General features: G+C 71.0%; 17 protein-coding genes and 2 tRNA genes. 13 read left to right on the forward strand and 6 right to left on the reverse strand.

Annotation, left to right across the window (positions count from 1 at the left end; all coding sequences use genetic code 11):
- Nucleotides 1–2 precede the first annotated feature (2 nt).
- A complete protein-coding gene (gene pepN / locus H1W00_RS06880) occupies nucleotides 3–2522 on the reverse strand; it encodes an aminopeptidase N (protein WP_181754872.1) in 2520 nt (839 codons plus the stop codon).
- 114 nt (nucleotides 2523–2636) lie between these two features.
- Here pepN and H1W00_RS06885 point away from each other — a divergent pair, with 114 nt between their 5' ends.
- From H1W00_RS06885 to H1W00_RS06915, 7 genes are all read left to right on the forward strand, one after another.
- Nucleotides 2637–3788, forward strand: coding sequence for a glutamate--cysteine ligase (locus H1W00_RS06885; protein ID WP_181754874.1), 1152 nt, complete (start codon nucleotides 2637–2639; stop codon nucleotides 3786–3788).
- Complete coding sequence (locus tag H1W00_RS06890; RefSeq protein ID WP_181754876.1) at nucleotides 3785–4393, forward strand: mycothiol-dependent nitroreductase Rv2466c family protein; 609 nt, start codon at nucleotides 3785–3787, stop codon at nucleotides 4391–4393. Before H1W00_RS06885 ends, H1W00_RS06890 begins: the two co-directional genes overlap by 4 nt.
- A gap of 179 nt (nucleotides 4394–4572) precedes the next feature.
- Nucleotides 4573–6177, forward strand: a complete 1605-nt coding sequence (locus H1W00_RS06895; RefSeq protein WP_181754878.1) for a CDP-glycerol glycerophosphotransferase family protein — start codon at nucleotides 4573–4575, stop codon at nucleotides 6175–6177.
- 22 nt (nucleotides 6178–6199) lie between these two features.
- Nucleotides 6200–6658 (forward strand): ribose-5-phosphate isomerase, encoded by a 459-nt coding sequence (locus H1W00_RS06900; RefSeq protein ID WP_181754880.1) that lies wholly within the window; start codon nucleotides 6200–6202, stop codon nucleotides 6656–6658.
- Complete coding sequence (locus H1W00_RS06905) at nucleotides 6651–7463, forward strand: Fpg/Nei family DNA glycosylase (protein WP_181754882.1); 813 nt, start codon at nucleotides 6651–6653, stop codon at nucleotides 7461–7463. The genes H1W00_RS06900 and H1W00_RS06905 overlap by 8 nt, the downstream gene beginning before the upstream one ends.
- A 9-nt stretch (nucleotides 7464–7472) precedes the next feature.
- Nucleotides 7473–8588, forward strand: a complete 1116-nt coding sequence (locus tag H1W00_RS17025; protein WP_181754884.1) for a SpoIIE family protein phosphatase — start codon at nucleotides 7473–7475, stop codon at nucleotides 8586–8588.
- 33 nt (nucleotides 8589–8621) lie between these two features.
- Nucleotides 8622–8822, forward strand: coding sequence for a hypothetical protein (locus tag H1W00_RS06915; RefSeq protein WP_181754886.1), 201 nt, complete (start codon nucleotides 8622–8624; stop codon nucleotides 8820–8822).
- Between the two features lie 12 nt (nucleotides 8823–8834).
- Here H1W00_RS06915 and H1W00_RS06920 read toward each other — a convergent pair.
- A tRNA-Gly gene (locus H1W00_RS06920) sits at nucleotides 8835–8910 on the reverse strand.
- Nucleotides 8911–8956: 46 nt separating this feature from the next.
- The gene (locus H1W00_RS06925; RefSeq protein ID WP_181754888.1) at nucleotides 8957–9505 is read right to left on the reverse strand and encodes a nucleoside/nucleotide kinase family protein; all 549 of its coding nucleotides are present in this window, start codon (nucleotides 9503–9505) and stop codon (nucleotides 8957–8959) included.
- Between the two features lie 61 nt (nucleotides 9506–9566).
- On the opposite strand from H1W00_RS06925, the gene H1W00_RS06930 reads away from it, so the two are divergent.
- On the forward strand, nucleotides 9567–9809 hold the full coding sequence (locus H1W00_RS06930; protein WP_181754890.1) for a MoaD/ThiS family protein: 243 nt from the start codon (nucleotides 9567–9569) through the stop codon (nucleotides 9807–9809).
- A gap of 10 nt (nucleotides 9810–9819) precedes the next feature.
- Here H1W00_RS06930 and moaA read toward each other — a convergent pair whose 3' ends face one another.
- The 3 genes from moaA to H1W00_RS06945 all read right to left on the reverse strand — a co-directional run bounded on the left by moaA (nucleotide 9820) and on the right by H1W00_RS06945 (nucleotide 11368).
- Nucleotides 9820–10797 (reverse strand): GTP 3',8-cyclase MoaA, encoded by a 978-nt coding sequence (moaA, locus tag H1W00_RS06935; protein WP_181754892.1) that lies wholly within the window; start codon nucleotides 10795–10797, stop codon nucleotides 9820–9822.
- Complete coding sequence (locus H1W00_RS06940; protein ID WP_181754894.1) at nucleotides 10794–11234, reverse strand: molybdenum cofactor biosynthesis protein MoaE; 441 nt, start codon at nucleotides 11232–11234, stop codon at nucleotides 10794–10796. The genes moaA and H1W00_RS06940 overlap by 4 nt, the downstream gene beginning before the upstream one ends.
- Before the next feature lie 57 nt (nucleotides 11235–11291).
- Nucleotides 11292–11368, reverse strand: a tRNA-Pro gene (locus tag H1W00_RS06945).
- A 134-nt stretch (nucleotides 11369–11502) separates the two neighbouring features.
- Here H1W00_RS06945 and tig point away from each other — a divergent pair.
- The 5 genes from tig (at nucleotide 11503) to H1W00_RS06970 (ending at nucleotide 16709) form a co-directional block, all read left to right on the forward strand.
- Nucleotides 11503–12882, forward strand: a complete 1380-nt coding sequence (gene tig, locus H1W00_RS06950) for a trigger factor (protein WP_181754896.1) — start codon at nucleotides 11503–11505, stop codon at nucleotides 12880–12882.
- Nucleotides 12883–13082: 200 nt separating this feature from the next.
- Nucleotides 13083–14300, forward strand: a complete 1218-nt coding sequence (locus H1W00_RS16505) for a lipase family protein (RefSeq protein ID WP_181754898.1) — start codon at nucleotides 13083–13085, stop codon at nucleotides 14298–14300.
- A gap of 116 nt (nucleotides 14301–14416) precedes the next feature.
- Nucleotides 14417–15655: a lipase family alpha/beta hydrolase gene (locus tag H1W00_RS06960; protein WP_181754900.1), complete on the forward strand. Its 1239-nt coding sequence runs from the start codon at nucleotides 14417–14419 to the stop codon at nucleotides 15653–15655.
- A gap of 98 nt (nucleotides 15656–15753) precedes the next feature.
- Complete coding sequence (locus tag H1W00_RS06965; protein WP_181754902.1) at nucleotides 15754–16236, forward strand: SRPBCC family protein; 483 nt, start codon at nucleotides 15754–15756, stop codon at nucleotides 16234–16236.
- A 29-nt stretch (nucleotides 16237–16265) separates the two neighbouring features.
- Entirely contained in the window at nucleotides 16266–16709 is a 444-nt protein-coding gene (locus H1W00_RS06970) for an SRPBCC family protein (RefSeq protein WP_276568794.1), read from the forward strand.
- Nucleotides 16710–16748 lie beyond the last annotated feature (39 nt).

The raw sequence follows: 16748 nt of genomic DNA on the forward strand, positions 1-16748 counted from the left end.
CGTCAGTTGACGGCGCGGGCCGCGAGGGCGCGGCGCAGGTCGTCGCGACCCTCGAGCACGTAGCGACGCGCGGCGGCGGGCGCCTGCGTGCTCTCCAGCCAGGCGTCGACCTTGGCGAGCGCGTCCTGCGACGGGTTGGCCAGCGGGAACAGGTGGATCAGCGCGTTCTGCCCGATCCACACGCCCATCTCGTCGATGACGGTGTCGGCCATCTTCAGGTAGCGGTCGACGTAGGGCTCGAGCAGCTCGGCCTGGCCGGGCACCTGGAATCCCTCGGCGATCTGGCGGCGCGTCTCGTTGGGCGTGGAGGCGTCCTCCACGACCTTGCGCCACGCTTCCGCCTTCGCCTCGGCGTCGGGGCGGCGGGCACGCGCACCGGCCGCGTTCTCGCGGCCCTGGTTCGTGTCGTCGCGCGCCAACTCGGCGTCGATCTCGGCCTCGTCGGCGTCTCCCAGACGCGCGAGGCCGCGGATGTACGTCCACCGCAGGTCGGCATCGAGCTCGAGTCCCTCGACCGACCCGCCCAGCACCTGGCGCAGGAGATCCGCAGAGGTCGCCGCCGACGCCAGCGCCCGCGCGAACGCCAGCTGGTGGTCGCTGCCCGCTTCGGCGGAGGACAGCAGCTCGGCCACGCCCTGCTCCCAGTGCCGCGCGAGCGCGGGACGGTTCTCGTCGGAGGTGAACAGGTTGATCGCCGAGTGCCCCTGGCGCAGCAGCGACGACACGGCGGTGAGGTCGGACTCGGTGCCGACGCCCGCCAGCACGAGGTCGACGAAGCGCGCCGACGGCAGTTCGGCGTCGCGCGTCATGTCCCACGCCGAGCCCCAGCACAGGGCCCGCGGCAGCGAGTCGGCGAACGTGGCGATGCCGGCGAGGAGGGTCTCGAAGGAGCCCTCGTCGAGGCGAATCTTGGCGTACGTCAGGTCGTCGTCGTTCAGCAGGATGAGGTCGGGACGGCGCTGGTCGACGAGTTCGGTGATCGTGGTGCGCTCGTCGCGGACGTCGGTCTCGATGCGCTCGGTCCGCACAAGGCGGCCGTCGTCACCGCGGTCGTACAGGCCGATCGCGATGCGGTGACGGCGCAGCGTGGGGTACTCCTCGGTGGCCGTCTGCACCACGTCGAAGCGCGTGAAGCGACCCTCGTCGTCGACGTCGAAGTCGGCGCGCAGCGTGTTGACGCCCGAGGTCTGGAGCCACTCGGCGGCCCAGCTGTCGAGCTCGCGGCCCGACGCCTCGGACAGCTCGACGAGCAGGTCCTGGAGCTCGGTGTTCCCGTACGCGTGCTTCGTGAAGTAGGCGCGCAGCCCCGCGAAGAAGTCGTCCTCGCCGACCCAGGCGACCAGCTGCTTCAGGGCGGAGGCGCCCTTGGCGTAGGTGATGCCGTCGAAGTTCGCCTCGACCGCGTGCAAGTCGTAGTTGTCCGCCGCGATCGGGTGCGTGGTGGGCAGCTGGTCCTGGCGGTAGGCCCAGTTCTTGCGGCTGTTGGTGAAGCCGGTCCACGCGTCGGTGAACCGGGTGGCCTTGACCGAGGAGTGGTGCGCCGCGAACTCGGCGAACGACTCGTTCAGCCACAGGTCGTCCCACCACTTCATCGTCACGAGGTCGCCGAACCACATGTGGGCCATCTCGTGCAGGATCGTGTTGGCGCGCTGCTCGTAGGCCGAGACCGTCTGGCGGCTGCGGAAGATCATCTCGTCGCGGAAGGTGACGGCGCCCGCGTTCTCCATCGCGCCCATGTTGTACTCCGGCACGAAGAGCTGGTCGTACTTGCCGAACGGGTAGCCCATCTGGAAGGCGCCCTCGAAGAACTCGAAGCCCTGCTTGGTGATGCCGAAGATGTCGTCGGCGTCGAGGAACGGCACGAGCGACTGGCGGCAGAAGACGCCGAGGGGGATCTCGTCGTACGCACCGGCGTAGGAGTCGCGCACCTCGTGGTACTCGCCGGCGACGAGCGCCGTGATGTAGGTGCTCATCGTCTTGGTGGGCTCGAAGTGCCACACCGCACTGCCGCCGTCGAGCGTGATCGGCTCGGGCGTGGGGGAGTTTGAGACGACCTTCCAGTGCGCGGGCGCCGTGACGTGGAACGTGAACTGCGCCTTGAGGTCGGGCTGCTCGAACGTGGCGAACACGCGGCGGGCGTCGGGCACCTCGAACTGCGTGTAGAGGTAGACGCGGTCGTCGGTGGGGTCGACGAAGCGGTGCAGGCCCTCGCCCGAGTGCGAGTAGAGGCACGTGCCCGTGACCACGAGCTCGTTCTGCGCCTCGAGACCGTCGATCGCGATGCGGCTGTCTGCGTAGGCCGACAGGTCCAGCTCGCGGCCGTTGAGGGTGACCGAGGTCAGCTCGCCGTCCACCAGGTCGACGAAGGTGGAGGCGCCGGGCTGCGCGGCGAAGGTCAGGGTGGTGACCGAGCCGAAGCGCTCGCCCTCGAGGGTCAGGTCGAGCGCCACGTCGTAGGACGCGTCCGAGACGACGGCTGCGCGCTGGCGGGCTTCTTCACGGGTGAGGTTGGTACCGGGCATGCGCCCACTCTTTCACCCGCCACCCACAGATGTCACAGGCAGCGTCTGCACGATCTGGGTCACACGAGCGCCTTTCGTCGCGGCATGCTCCGGCGGGTCGGGCAGGATGGGGGAATGCACATCCCGTTCGCGGCTTCCGAGCGCTCGACGATCGGCATCGAGTGGGAGCTGGCGCTGGTCGACCAGGACTCCGGTGACCTCCGCCAGGTGGCGCAGACGGTCCTCGACGCGGTGGCGCCCGCCTACGGCGAGGAGCACCCGCACATCAAGCAGGAGCTGCTGCTCAACACGGTCGAGGTCGTCACGGGGGTGTGCCACACCGTCCGCGAGGCCACCGACGACCTGGGCCGCAACATCGAGCGGCTGCGCCAGGTCACCGATCCGCTGCGGGTCGAGCTGATGTGCGCCGGCACGCACCCGTTCGCGCGCTGGACCCAGCAGAAGGTCACCGACAAGGAGCGCTACGCCACCTTGATCGACCGCACCCAGTGGTGGGGGCGCCAGATGCTGATCTACGGCGTCCACGTCCACGTGGGCATCGAGGACCGCGACAAGGTGCTGCCGATCAGCCGGGCGATGCTCACGCACTACGGCCACTTCCTCGCGCTCAGCGCCTCGAGCCCGTTCTGGGGCGGCCAGGACACCGGCTACGCCTCGAACCGCGCCCTGATGTTCCAGCAGCTGCCCACGGCGGGACTGCCCTTCCAGTTCGACCACTGGCACGAGCTCGAGCAGTACGTCGACGACATGATGCACACCGGTGTGATCGACGTGTTCGACGAGATCCGCTGGGACATCCGCCCCTCGCCGAAGTTCGGCACCCTGGAGATGCGCATCTGCGACGGCATCCCCTCGATGTCGGAGCTGGCCAGCATCGCGGCGCTCACGCACTGCCTGGTCGAGCACCACTCGCGCGAGCTCGACGCCGGCCGTGAGCTGCCGTCGATCCCGTCGTGGTTCGTGCAGGAGAACAAGTGGCGGGCCGCCCGCTACGGCATGGACGCGATCCTCATCCTCGACCGCGAGGCCCGCGAGGAGCTCGTCACCGACGACCTCGAGCGGCTGCTCGTCGAGCTCGAGCCGGTGGCCGAGGACCTCGACTGCGCCGAGGAGCTTCAGGGGATCCGCGAGATCATGAGGGCCGGCGGCGCCTCCTACCAGCGCCAGCGGGCGGTGGCCGCGCAGAACGGCGGCGAGCTCGACGCGGTCGTCGCGGCGCTCGTGGAGGAAATGCGCGCGGGTCATCCGGTGTTGGACCGGACATGACCACCACCGAGACCGTCGACCTCTGGTTCGACCCCCTCTGCCCCTGGGCCTGGATGACCTCCCGCTGGATGCTCGAGGTCGAGCAGGTCCGCCCGGTGCGGACGTCCTTCCACGTGATGAGCCTGTCCGTCCTCAACGAGGACAAGGACGTGCCGGACGAGTACAAGGAGATGATCGAGCGCGGCTGGGGTCCGGTGCGGCTGTGCATCGCCGCCGAGCAGCAGCACGGCACCGAGGTGCTGCGCGACCTGTACACCGCGCTCGGCACCCGCCACCACGTCGAGGGCCGCGACTTCGATCGTGCGCTCTACGAGGAGTCGCTCGCCGAGGCCGGCCTGCCCCTCGAGCTCGCCGACGCCGCCGACGACACGTCGCTCGACGACGCCGTGCGCGCCTCGCACACCGACGGGATCTCGCGTGTCGGCGAGGAGGTCGGCACGCCGGTCATCTCGATCGGCGACACGGCCTTCTTCGGCCCCGTCGTCTCGCCCGCCCCGAAGGGCGAGCAGGCCGGCACCGTGTTCGACGGCGCCCGCGCGCTGGCGTCCTACGACGGCTTCTTCGAGCTCAAGCGGACGCGCACGCGCGATCCGATCTTCGACTGATCCGTCCGTTCGCGGAGCGTGATCTCGATACGACCGTCTCGCTCCGCTCGCCGGTCACTCGATCACCGAGCTCAGCCGCCCGGTGATCGAGTGCCGGGGCGAGCGCAGCGAGCTCCCGGTGCATCGAGATCACGCGGCGCTCCTCGGGCCCGCGGATCCGAACCGCTAGGTTGGATCCGATGTCGACATTGCTGGAGCGGGTGCGAGGGCACCTCGATCGCCGCGAGCACCGCATGCGGCACCGGTTCCGCACCGACGTCTCCAGCCGCAACGGCGTCTTCGTGTGGTCGACGGCCGCCCTGGTCGCGGTCGCCGCGCTCGCGCTCCTGATCCGGTGGCTCCTCGACCTCCCGATGGTCGCCGGCGTCGTCGCGGCCGTGATCGGCGTCCTGGTCGTCCGCGCGGCGATGCTCCGCCCGGCCACGCCGCCCCACGTCCACGGTCTGCCCGGCGTCCCCGAGCCGAAGGTCTGCCCCGCTCCCGATCCGGCCGACCGTGGCCCCTTCGTCATCGCCGTGCGGTGGCTCGGCGCGGTGACGGCGCTGGCCGTCGCGTTCGCCCCGTCACTGGCCGTGGGCTTCGCCGTGCTCCTGCTCGCGGCGGCGGCCGCTCCGGTCATCGCCGACAAGGTCGTGCTCTGGCGGGCCCGCCTGACGCTGCGCCGCGCGCTGAAGGCCTACGAGCCGCGCTTCGTTCTCGGCTACGGCGGCTACGGCGGCGGCCCGATCCACGTGGGCATGTGGGAGCCGCACCTGCTGGCCTCGGGCGACCGGGGCGTCATCGTCGGCCTCCGCAGCCACTACTGCGCCGAGCTGCGGGCCGCCATCCGTCCGTCCATGCCCTGGATCTCCGCTGGCTCCGACGTGCTGGGCGACATGCGCGTCCTCACGGTGCCGAGCGTCACCACCTTCTTCTACGTCCACAACGCGCCGGGCCACCTCAAGCTCATGGGCATCCGCTCGGTGCGCCACGTGTGGCTCGGCCACGGTGACTCGGACAAGGCCGGGAGCCACCACACGCGCCACCTGCGCTACGACGTCCTGGTGGCGTCGGGCGAGGCCGCGATCGACCGCTACGCCCGCCACGGCGTGGAGATCCCGCGTGAGCGGTTCGTCCTGCTGGGCCGGCCCCAGTCCGGTGACGTGCTGCCGGCCGAAACGCCCGGCACCGAGGTCGCCCGGCCGACCGTGCTCTACGCGCCCACCTGGACCGGCAACGGCAAGATGACCGACTTCTCGTCGATGCGGATCGCCGACCGCATCCTGCGGGCGCTGCTCGTCGCCGGCACCGACGTGATCTTCCGCCCGCACCCCGTGTTCCTGCGCGACGCGTACTGGGCCGGGCGGCTGGAGGAGCTCAACGCGATCCTCGCCGCCGACCACGAGGATCTCGCCACTCCCGGCCGCCACGTGTGGGGCGAGGAGGCCGTGCGGGGCTGGTCGGTGGCCGAGTGCATGAACCACGCCGACGCCCTCGTCTCGGACGTCTCCAGCGTCGTCTCGGACTGGCTCGCCTCGGGCAAGCCCTACCTGATGGTGAGCATGGTCCACGACCTCGACGAGTTCGCCGACGCCGTGCCCGTGGCCGCCGGCGGCTACATGGTCGACCGCGAGCTCACGGATCTGCCGAAGGTGCTCGCGCAGATGCTGCGCGAGGACCCCCTGGCCGCGCGCCGCCGCCAGCTCAAGGTGCACGTGCTGGGCGAGTTCGAGGGCGACGCGTCGGCCCGGGCGTTCTCGGCCTGGGTCCACGAGATGGCCCACACGCCGATGGTCCGCGGCTGATCCCACCTGCGAGAATGGCCGCATGCGCGTCCACCTCGGTGCCGATCACGCCGGCTACGAACTCAAGACCCACCTCGTCACCTGGCTGCGGGAGAACGGCCACGAGCCGATCGACCACGGCGCCCATGCCTACGACGAGCTCGACGACTACCCGCCCTTCTGCATCGACGCGGCCCAGGGCGTTGTCGACGACCCGGGCTCGCTCGGCATCGTCATCGGCGGCTCGGGCAACGGTGAGCAGATCGCCGCGAACAAGGTGCCTGGCATCCGCTGCGCGCTGACGTGGAGCGTCGAGACGGCTCAGCTCGCCCGTCAGCACAACAACGCCCAGGTCATGGGCATCGGCGCGCGCATGCACTCGGTCGAGGAGGTCGAGTCGATCGTCGAGGCGTTCCTCGCCACGCCGTGGAGCGAGGCCGACCGCCACCAGCGTCGGATCGACCTGCTGGCCGAGTACGAGGAGAAGGGCACTCTTGCCTGAGGGACACACCCTCCACCGGCTCGCGCTCGACCTGACCGGCACGTTCGGCGGCAAGCGCGTCCGTTCGTCCAGCCCTCAGGGCCGGTTCGAGTCCGCCGCGGTGTTCGACGGCCGTGAACTGGTCGAGGCCACGGCCCACGGCAAGCACCTGTTCGTCGCCTTCGCGGGCACCGAGGAGCAGGTGCACGTGCACCTCGGGCTGTACGGGTCGTTCAACCTCGTCGACGATCCCGCGCCTCCGGTCGTGGGGCAGGTGCGCTGGCGCATCGCCTCCGACCGGGTCAGCGCCGACCTGCGCGGCCCGACGGCCTGCGAGGCGCTGACCCCCGACGAGGTGGAGGCCGTGCTGGCGCGGCTGGGCGAGGACCCGCTCGACCCCGACGCCGACGTGGAGAGGGCCGCCGCGATGGTGGCGCGGTCCCGCGCACCGATCGCGACGCTCCTCATGGACCAGCGCATCATCGCGGGAGTCGGAAATGTCTACCGCGCCGAGGTGCTCTTCCGGCACCGCATCGATCCGAGGACCCCGGGACGCGACCTGCGGCCGGTGACGTTCCTCACGCTGTGGTCCGATCTCGTCGGCTTGATGGGGGAGGGGGTGCGCACCGGACGCATCGACACGGTGCGCGCCGAGCACGAGCCCGAGGCCATGGGACGCCCGCCGCGCGTGGACGATCACGGCGGCGAGGTCTACGTCTACCGCCGCGCCGGACAGCCGTGTCACGTCTGCGGGACGAAGGTGCGCACCGAGGTCGTCGCGGCGAGAAACCTGTTCTGGTGCCCGCGCTGCCAGAGACGCCGATAGGGTCAGTCCGTGAGTACGGCGCGAGGGGCGAGACGCGACCCCGTCGGTCGCTACCTGTCGTCCAACGCCCGTGAGTGGCGCTCGGGCTCCAAGGACGGCCAGATGGCGGTTCTGGCCGCCCTGCTGCTGGTCACCGTGGTCATGTTCATCATCAGCCTGACCTGGTACGCGATCATGCCGGTCACGATGTTCATCCTCCCGCTGCTGGTGGGCGGGATGCTCCTCCAGTGGTGGCCGCAGGCCTCCCTGACGGGCATCGTGCTGTTCGCCGCCACGGTCTCGTCGCTGGTCTACACGCTCGACAGCGGCTGGAACGCCGCCCGGCCCGCGTCCCTGCTCGCGGTCTACCTCGCCGCCGCGATCCTGCTCTACAGCGCGTCCCGCACCCGCTCGGGCCTGCCCGCCGCGCTCGGCGAGGCCATGCTGATGGAGCTGCGCGACCGCCTGCAGGCCCAGGGCACCGTCCCGAGGCTGCCCGAGGGCTGGGTCAGCGAGTCCGCGATGGAGTCGGCCGGATCGGCCAAGTTCGCCGGCGACTTCCTCGTCGCCAACCTGTCCAAGGACGAGAAGTACCTCGAGATGGTGCTCGTCGACGTCTGCGGCAAGGGCGTCTCCGCCGGCACCCAGTCGCTCCAGCTGGCCGGAGCGCTCGGCGGGCTGATCGGCTCGCTGCCACCGCTGGGGCTGTTCGCCGCGGGCAACGACTACCTGCTGCGTCAGTCGTGGGACGAAGGCTTCGCCACGGCGGTGCACGTGCTGGTGAACCTCGAGACCGGCGGCTACGAGGTCCTGAACGCCGGGCACCCGCCGGCGATGCACTGGAAGCCCGACGAGGACCGGTGGGTCGTCTCGGGTGCGCGCGGTCTGGCGCTCGGCATCATCGACCACCCCGAGTTCCGCGGCGCCACCGGCGTCCTCGCGCCCGGCGAGGCGCTGATGTTCTACACCGACGGCGTCGTCGAGACCCGCACGCTCGACCTCGCGGTGGGCATCGAGTGGCTGCGCGGTGCGGCGAAGATCGCGATCAGTCACGGCATGGACGGCGCGCCCCGCCGGATCCTCGACCAGACCGAGCCCGGCGAGGACGACCGCGCGGTGCTCATCCTGCACCGGCTTCCCGCCTGACCTCGGCGCTGCGGCCGTCGTAGAGTCCGAGGCATGGACGACTCGCCCCGCGGACTCGCCGACCAGTGGCCGCTGCTCGCCACGGCGGCGGGCGTCGTGCTGATGGGGGTCTTCATCCTGACCAGCACGAGCGACCCCGACAAGGGCTGGGTCTTCGTGGTGTTCGGCGCGGCCTGGATCGTGGTGACCGTGGGGCGGACCCTCGTCGCTCGCGGGCGGGGCCGGCGCGACTGAGGCGCCGGTGCGTGGAGCGGACGACGAGATTCGAACTCGCAACATCCTGCTTGGAAGGCAGGGACTCTAGCCATTGAGTTACGTCCGCGTGGCGCCGAGGCGCCGCCTCCATGATGCCACAACCGCGCGAGGAGTCAGGACCCCGTCGACACGATCAGGTCGGCTGCCTCCGGCGTGTGGTCGGTGGCGATGTACTGCTCCTCCTGGGCGGCCCACACGTCCCACCACGGGGCGTAGGTGTCGCCGTCGCGGGTGAGGGCCCGCCGGCGCCGCTCCACCTCGGGCGCCTCGAGCCACACGAGATGGCTGAGGAACGGCCGCAGCGCGGTGGCGCCGGCCCCCACGCCCTCGATGATGAGGTCGTTCGTCGGTCGCACGGTGAGCCACCGGCCCGGCGCGTCGGCCTCCCAGTCCCACTGCCGGGCGCGGCCGATCTCGCCGATCGCCAGGTCGGCCAGGAGGGCACGGACGATGGCGGGGGTCCGGGACAGGCCGTGCCAGCCGGGGTAGAGACGCTCGAGGTGCAGGATTGGCGCGCCGATCCGGTCGGCGAGGTCCAGGGCGAGTGCCGTCTTGCCGGCTCCGCTGCGGCCGTCGATCGCGATGACGCGGGTGGCTCCGCAGGCCGGAGCGCGGCCGCGCACGCGCGCGGCCAGGAGCTCGGGAAGGCTGGAGGGGTCCACCGGGTCGACGCTACCCGTTCGTCGGATCGTGGCGAGCCCGCGTGGACGCTAGTTTGGCTGCATGGAGCCCGTGAGAGTGCGACTCTTCGCCGCCGCCCGCGAGGCGGCCGGCACGTCGGAGACGACGGTGGAGGCCGCCACGATCGGCGACGTCCTTGACGCGTTGGCCGCGAGGTTCGAGGACCTCGGTCCGGTGCTGACGCGGTGCTCGGTGCTGGTGGAGGGCACGCGCACGACCGACCGGTCGGCGCCCGTCCCTGCCGGTGGCACCGTCGACGTGCTGCCGCCCTACGCGGGAGGCTGAGCCGCGCCGCTCAGCCGCCGATGGCGCTCATCGGGCGGTCGGGCTGCACGAAGGTCGGGGAGTCGATCCCGTGGCCGGCGCGCTTGGCGGCGATCGAGCCGCTGATGATCCGCACCAGGTCCTCGTCGCTGCCGCCGCCGCGCAGGACCTTCACGAGGTCGGACTCGTCGCGCGCGAAGAGGCAGTTGCGCACGTGGCCGTCGGCGGTGATCCGGATGCGGTCGCAGGCGGCGCAGAACGGCGCGGTCACCGAGGCGATGACGCCGACCGAGCCGGGACCGCCGTCGAGCAGCCACGTGTCGGCGGGGGAGGAGCCGCGGCCGGGGATCGACTCCAGCTCGTAGCGCGTACGGAGGCGCTCGAGGATCTCGTCCCCGGTGAGCATCGCGGCGCGGTCCCACGTGTGACCCGCGTCGAGCGGCATCTGCTCGATGAACCGCAGCTGCGCGCCCTGGCCGACGGCGTACTCGACCAGGTCGACGAGCTCGTCCTCGTTCACGCCGCGCATCGCGACGGCGTTGAGCTTGAGCGGCGTGAAGCCGGCGACCCGCGCCGCCTCGATGCCCGCCAGGACGTCGTCCAGCCGGTCGCGGCGGGTGAGCTGGGCGAAGCGCTCGCGGTCGAGCGTGTCGATCGAGATGTTGAGGCGAGCGAGACCGGCCTCGCGCAGGGGCTGGGCGAGCTCGGCCAGGCGCAGTCCGTTGGTGGTCATCGAGACCTCGGGGCCCAGCGCCGCCAGGCGCCGGACGACCTCGACGGCGTCCTTGCGCACGAGGGGCTCGCCGCCGGTCAGCCGGATGCTGGTGACGCCGAGACCGACGCAGATTCGCGCGATCCGCTCCAGCTCGTCGGTGGTGAGGATGCTGTCGCGCTCGATCCACGGCACGCCCTCGGCGGGCATGCAGTAGGTGCAGCGCAGCGAGCACTTGTCGGTGAGGGAGATCCGCAGGTCGCGGTGCACGCGGCCGAAGCCGTCGACGAGGGTCACAGGCCCACCCAGTCCGAGCGGCCCTGCGTGTCGGTCTGGCGCTTCCAGATCGGGACCTCGGTCTTGATCAGCTCGATCAGGGCGCGAGTGGCTTCCAGCGCCTCGCGGCGGTGGGGGGCCGCGCTGGCGATCACGACGGCGACGTCGCCGACGGAGAGCGAGCCGAAGCGGTGCGAGACGGCGACCGTCGCTCCGGTGCTGAGCGCGACCTGGCCCGCCAGGGCGGCCATCATCCCCTCGGCGTCGGGGTGCGCCTCGTACTCCAGCTGCGCGACGGTGCCGGCGGCGTCGGGGTCGTGGTCGCGGATCGTGCCGACGAACACGTCGGTGGCGCCGGTCGCGCGTCCGGTGACGGCGGCCAGGTGCTCGGCCACGTCGAGCGGCTCGTCGACCACGCGGGCGTGGACGACCCGTCCGGTCACCGCTTCGGTCGTCATGCAGACAGCCTAGGTGCCCGCACCGAGTTCGGCCGGGCTCGTCTCGTGGCCGGGACGTGGTCGGGATGACAGGATTTGAACCTGCGGCCCCCTGCTCCCAAAGCAGGTGCGCTACCAAGCTGCGCCACATCCCGTGGGCACGGATCAGTGTAGGCCGCTCGGCGGCAGCCCGTTTGACCCGCCACCACGGGGGCCCCGTAGACTGGACGCTGGCCTGCGTGAGGACTCCGTGGGCTTGCCACGAGCCCAACGACGCAGGAGTCATCACGTGAAGAGCAGCACCGAATCGCTGAGCCCCACCCGGGTCAAGCTGACCATCGAGGTGCCGTTCGAGGAGTTCAAGCCGAACCTCGACAAGGCCTACAAGACCATCGGTGCACAGATCCAGGTCCCCGGATTCCGCAAGGGCAAGGTTCCCTCGGCGATCATCGACCAGCGCGTCGGCCGCGGCGCCGTCCTCGACGAGGCCCTGAACTCGGCCCTCCAGGGCTGGTACGCGCAGGCTCTGCAGGAGACCAAGACCACGCCGCTCGGCCAGCCCGAGATCGACCTGACGAAGTTCGAGGACGGCGAGACCATCGAGGTCACCGCCGAGCTCGACGTGCGCCCGCAGCTCGAGATCCCCGACGCCTCCGAGATCGCCGTGACGGTCGAGGACATCGAGGTCGGCGACGACGACGTCAACGAGCAGCTCGACCAGCTGCGCGAGCGCTTCGCCACCTTCAGCGAGGTCGACCGCCCGGCCGCCGAGGGCGACTCGATCACGATCGACCTGTCGGCCGCTCGCAAGGACGGCTCGCTCATCGACGAGGCCCAGGCCGAGGGCCTGCCCTACGTCATCGGCAAGGCCACCATGCTCGACGGCCTCGACGAGGCCGTCACCGGCCTGTCGAAGGGCGAGTCGGCGACCTTCTCCACCACGCTGGTCGGCGGCGACCTCGCCGGCGAGGAGGTGGACGTCACCGTCACGCTGCAGGACGTGCGCCAGACCGACCTGCCCGAGCTCGACGACGAGTTCGCCCAGATGGCGTCGGACTTCGACACGATGGACGAGTTCCGCGCCGACCTCGTCGAGCGCCTGACCCGCGGCAAGCGGATCGAGCAGGCCGCCGAGGCCCGCGACCTCGTCCTCGAGGAGCTCGTCAGCAAGATCGACGCCCCGATGCCCGAGGGCCTCGCCGAGGGCGAGCTGACCAACCGCCGCCAGCAGATGGACCAGCAGCTCGCGATGGCCGGCCTGACGCTGGAGGACTACCTCACGGATCAGGAGGACGGCAAGACCGTCGAGGAGTTCGAGTCCGAGCTCGAGCGCGACGTGCGCGAGTCGATCGTGGCGCAGTTCGTCCTGGACCAGCTGGTCGAGGAGAACGAGTACCCGCTCGACAACGACGAGCTGAGCCAGCACATCATGCGTCGTGCCCAGCAGTCCGGTGAGGACCCGAACTCCTACATCCAGCACATCATGGAGCACAACCACGTGCCCGAGATGATCAGCGAGGTGCTGCGCGGCAAGGCGCTCGCCGCGCTCGTGGAGTCGGCGAAGGTCACGGACAAGTCCGGCAACGTCGTCGACCTGGCCAACCTGCGCGCCGACGGCACCGTGGGTGGCCCCGAGGACGAGACCGAGCCCGAGTCCGACTCGCAGTGATCTCCGGTGGGCTCGTCCCACCGCCCGAGAGCCGGTACCCCGCTGGGGTGCCGGCTCTCTTTGTCTCCAGACGTTCTCGCCGGGCCGTCCAACCAGAGAACAGGGTCTTGACGTGAGCCACCTCACACGGGACTGTAACTTCTAGTTACACGTAACTGACAGTTACACGTCGTCCCAGCGACCGGACCCCAGGAGACAATGTGAAGTTCCCACGCCCCCGTACCGCGAGCCTCGCGGCGACCGCCGTCGTCGCGCTCGCCGTTTCGACGATGTCCTCGCCCGCGCACGCCGCCGATGACGTCTACACGCCGCCGGCCAGCATCGCCGGCGCCCCCGGCGCCATCCTCAAGCAGGCACCCGGCACCTACGCCTTCGACAACCTGGGTCTGAACCGGGCCGATGCCACGGTCACGAAGGTCCAGTACGTCTCGACCGGTGCCCGCGGAGCCAAGACCGCCGTCACGGGCACGGTCATCGTCCCGAAGGCAGCTTGGACCAAGGGCGGTGAGCGTCCGATCATCTCGCTGAGCCCCGGCACCCAGGGTCTCAACGACAAATGCGCCCCCAGCAAGCTGATCGAGACGGCCCAGCTGTACGACGGGAACTGGCTCAAGCAGTTCTACGACGCCGGCTACGCCGTCGCGATGACCGACTACGAGGGCCTCGGCACACCGGGCACGCACCCGTACGCGAACAACATCGCGCTGGGCCAGAACGCGCTCGACGTGGTGCGGGCCGCGCAGAACCTCGGCTTCTCCAAGACCGCTCCGGTCTTCCTCCAGGGCTTCTCCGAGGGCGGCGGCGCCACGGCGGGCGCCCTCGAGCTGGCCCCGACCTACGCGCCCGAGCTGAGGATCAAGGGCGGCCACGCCACGGCGCCCACGGTCGACCTCGGTGCGGTCGCGAGGAACATCGAGCACAGCGCCTACCAGACGTTCATGCTGTTCGCGGTCAAGATGCTCGACGTCACCTACCCCGAGCTGGGCATCCGCGCCCTGACCAACGAGGCGGGCCAGAAGCTGCTCGACGGCGCGGACACCGCCTACGGCTGCCTGCCCGAGAGCCTGCCCAGCGGGTGGCTGGACACCAAGACGCTGACCAAGGAGGGCAAGACGATCACGTCCTACCTGTCGCGGGCCGACATCGCGAGCCGCCTGGGCCAGCTGAAGCTCGGCTCGAAGAAGATCGGCGTCCCGTTCAAGGTCACGTCCTCCTGGGCCGACGACGTCATCCCGAACGCGACGGTGAAGCAGGCCTCCAAGGACTGGTGCGCCAAGGGCTCGAAGATCTCGTACAGCACCCTGTTCGCGCCCACCCACGTGGCCTCCGGCTACGAGGGCAGCGGCCAGGCCGTCGGATTCTTCAACGACCTCGTCGCCGGCAAGTCCTTCGCCTCGAACTGCGGCTGGATCTTCTGAGGTCCTCCTCCCACGGCGCGACACCGCCCCCGCGAGCTCCGGCTCGCGGGGGCGGCTGCGTTCACGGGACGAGATCGCGCGCCTGCGATGCGAGGGCGTACGGCACCATGGGGTCCATGTCCACCACGGCGCGCACCACCGATGTCGCCGCGCTGGCCCTCGAGTACGGCGACCGGCTCGTCCTCGGCACGGTGCGCGAGGTCCACGGCGCAATCGCCCGCCGGGCCTTCCGGGCGACGCGACTGGTCGGGAGCCGGGTGCCCGAGTCCGTGCACGACGCGGTCGCGGGCTCGATCTACGGTGGCATCTCGGGTGCCCTGCGCCTCTCCGGCGGGGCGGCCCGCGCCCTGGCCGCGCGCGGCGTCGGCGCGCCGGTCGACGACTCCCGGCTCGGGCGCCAGGTGCGATCCGCCGTCAACGGGCTCGTCGGCGACGAGCTGCGGCTGCTGGGGGATCCGCAGGCCATCACGATGTCGCTGCGCCACGACGGCACGGACATCCCTGCCACGCCGTGGAAGCTGCGGCAGGCCTACCCCGACGCCACGGGCCACCTCGTCGTCCTCGTGCACGGCCTGTGCGAGAACGAGGAGTCGTGGTCGCGCAGCAGCCGCGAGCGCCCGACGTACGCCGACCGCGTCGCCGCCGACACCGACGCCACCCCGGTGCTCCTGCGCTACAACACGGGCCTGCACGTCTCGGAGAACGGCCAGCACCTCGACGAGCTGCTGGAGCAGCTGGTCGAGGCCTGGCCGGTGGCGGTGCACCGCATCACCCTCGTGGGCCACTCGATGGGCGGCCTGGTCGTGCGCGCCGCCACCAACCGCGCCACCGTGGCCGGGCACCAGTGGGCCCACCGCGTGAGCGACGTCGTGTGCCTCGGGACGCCGCACGCCGGCGCGAACCTGGAGAAGGCCGCGCACCTCGGCTCGCGCATCCTGAGGATCTGGCCGCAGTCCACGCCGTTCGGCGCCATCCTGGACTCCCGCTCGGCCGGCATCGTCGACCTGCGCCACGGCTACATCACCGCCGACGAGTGGGAGGGTCAGGACCTCACCGCCCGCTGGGGCCTCGACCGGATCGCCGCCGCGCCGCTGGCGCACGCGGAGTACCACTTCGTGGCCGCCACGGTCGGGGCCACGCAGCGTCACCTCCTCAGCACGGTGCTGGGAGACCTGATCGTGCACTTCTCCTCCTCGGCGGGCATCGGCCGGAGCGGGCCGGTCGTGGAGCACGCCCGGCTCGAGTACCTGCCCTCGACCCACCACCAGGCGTTGCTCAACCATCCGCGGATCGCGGACTGGCTGGTCACGTGGGTGACCGCGCGCCCGCGGCGTACGCGGGCGCTCGAGTCCTGAGTCGGCTCACACTGTGAGCCGGATCACCCCCATGTGACAGTTCTGGTGTCACGGTCCACTAGGCTCGCCGAGCAGTGACCGCGACGAAGGAGAGCAGCATGGCCAACCGCGACGAGATCTCGGCGACCATCGACATCGAGGCACCCCCCGAGCGGGTGTGGGAGCTGGTGAGCAACCCGGCCCACATGCCCCGCTGGAGCCCGCAGTGCCGCAAGATGATCGTCCGCGGCAAGGGACCCGTCGGCGTGGGCACCACCACGATCAACGTGAACCGGCGCGGCCCGCTCTTCTGGCCCACGCGCTCGAAGGTCAAGGAGTTCGTCCCCGGGAAGCGGTTCGCGTTCAAGATCGCCGAGAACGGCACGATCTGGTCGTACGACCTCGAGGCCACCGCCACGGGCACGCGCCTCACCGAGAGCCGTCACGCGCCGCACGGTGTCTCGTCGCTGTCGAACTTCCTCACGCGCCGCGTGCTGGGCGGCACCGAGAACTTCGAGGAGGAGCTCGAGGCGGGCATCCGTCAGACGCTCGAGCGCATCAAGGCCGCGGCCGAGAGCAGTGACCTGGTGGGAAAAGCCTGAGCGGGGGAGTCCCGCCCCCCGAGACGTCCCTGCTCGTCGCCGCTCCGCCGGAGAAGGTCTGGGACGTGCTGAAGGACCAGCGCAGGATGAGGCGCTGGAGCCCCGAGACGTGGCTCCAGCTCTTCTACCCCCGGCGGCTGAGCCACAACCAGGTCTCGCTCAACCTGAACCGGCGCAAGGCGTTCGTCTGGCCCACCGTGAGCCGCTACGTCGACGTGGTGCGCCCCCAGCGCCTGGCGTTCCAGGTCTACGGCCCGGCCGCGCGGTGGAGCTACCGCCTCGACCCCGAGGACGGGGGCACGCGCCTGACCCTGCGCCGCGACCTGGCCGGGGGCCGGCGCAGCCTGCTCAGCCGGGTCGTGGCCACGCTGGCGCTCGGAGGGATCCAGAGTCACGACGACGAGCTCCTCGTCGGCATGGACCGCACGCTCGCGGCCATCTCGGCCGAGGTCGACGCGCACGTGGCCCACTGACCCTGTACGCCGATGGCGAACATGGGGGCCGGGCGCGTG

Source organism: Aeromicrobium phoceense (assembly GCF_013868155.1).
Classification (GTDB): domain Bacteria; phylum Actinomycetota; class Actinomycetes; order Propionibacteriales; family Nocardioidaceae; genus Aeromicrobium; species Aeromicrobium phoceense.

Coding starts and splice junctions, on each gene's coding strand:
- H1W00_RS06890 (WP_181754876.1), top strand. CDS start 3,785: ATGACCACCACCGAGACCGTCGACCTCTGGTTCGACCCCCTCTGCCCC.
- pepN (WP_181754872.1), bottom strand. CDS start 2,522: ATGCCCGGTACCAACCTCACCCGTGAAGAAGCCCGCCAGCGCGCAGCC.
- H1W00_RS06895 (WP_181754878.1), top strand. CDS start 4,573: ATGTCGACATTGCTGGAGCGGGTGCGAGGGCACCTCGATCGCCGCGAG.
- H1W00_RS06960 (WP_181754900.1), top strand. CDS start 14,417: ATGTCCACCACGGCGCGCACCACCGATGTCGCCGCGCTGGCCCTCGAG.
- H1W00_RS06900 (WP_181754880.1), top strand. CDS start 6,200: ATGCGCGTCCACCTCGGTGCCGATCACGCCGGCTACGAACTCAAGACC.
- H1W00_RS06965 (WP_181754902.1), top strand. CDS start 15,754: ATGGCCAACCGCGACGAGATCTCGGCGACCATCGACATCGAGGCACCC.
- H1W00_RS06885 (WP_181754874.1), top strand. CDS start 2,637: ATGCACATCCCGTTCGCGGCTTCCGAGCGCTCGACGATCGGCATCGAG.
- H1W00_RS06915 (WP_181754886.1), top strand. CDS start 8,622: ATGGACGACTCGCCCCGCGGACTCGCCGACCAGTGGCCGCTGCTCGCC.
- H1W00_RS06940 (WP_181754894.1), bottom strand. CDS start 11,234: ATGACGACCGAAGCGGTGACCGGACGGGTCGTCCACGCCCGCGTGGTC.
- H1W00_RS06930 (WP_181754890.1), top strand. CDS start 9,567: ATGGAGCCCGTGAGAGTGCGACTCTTCGCCGCCGCCCGCGAGGCGGCC.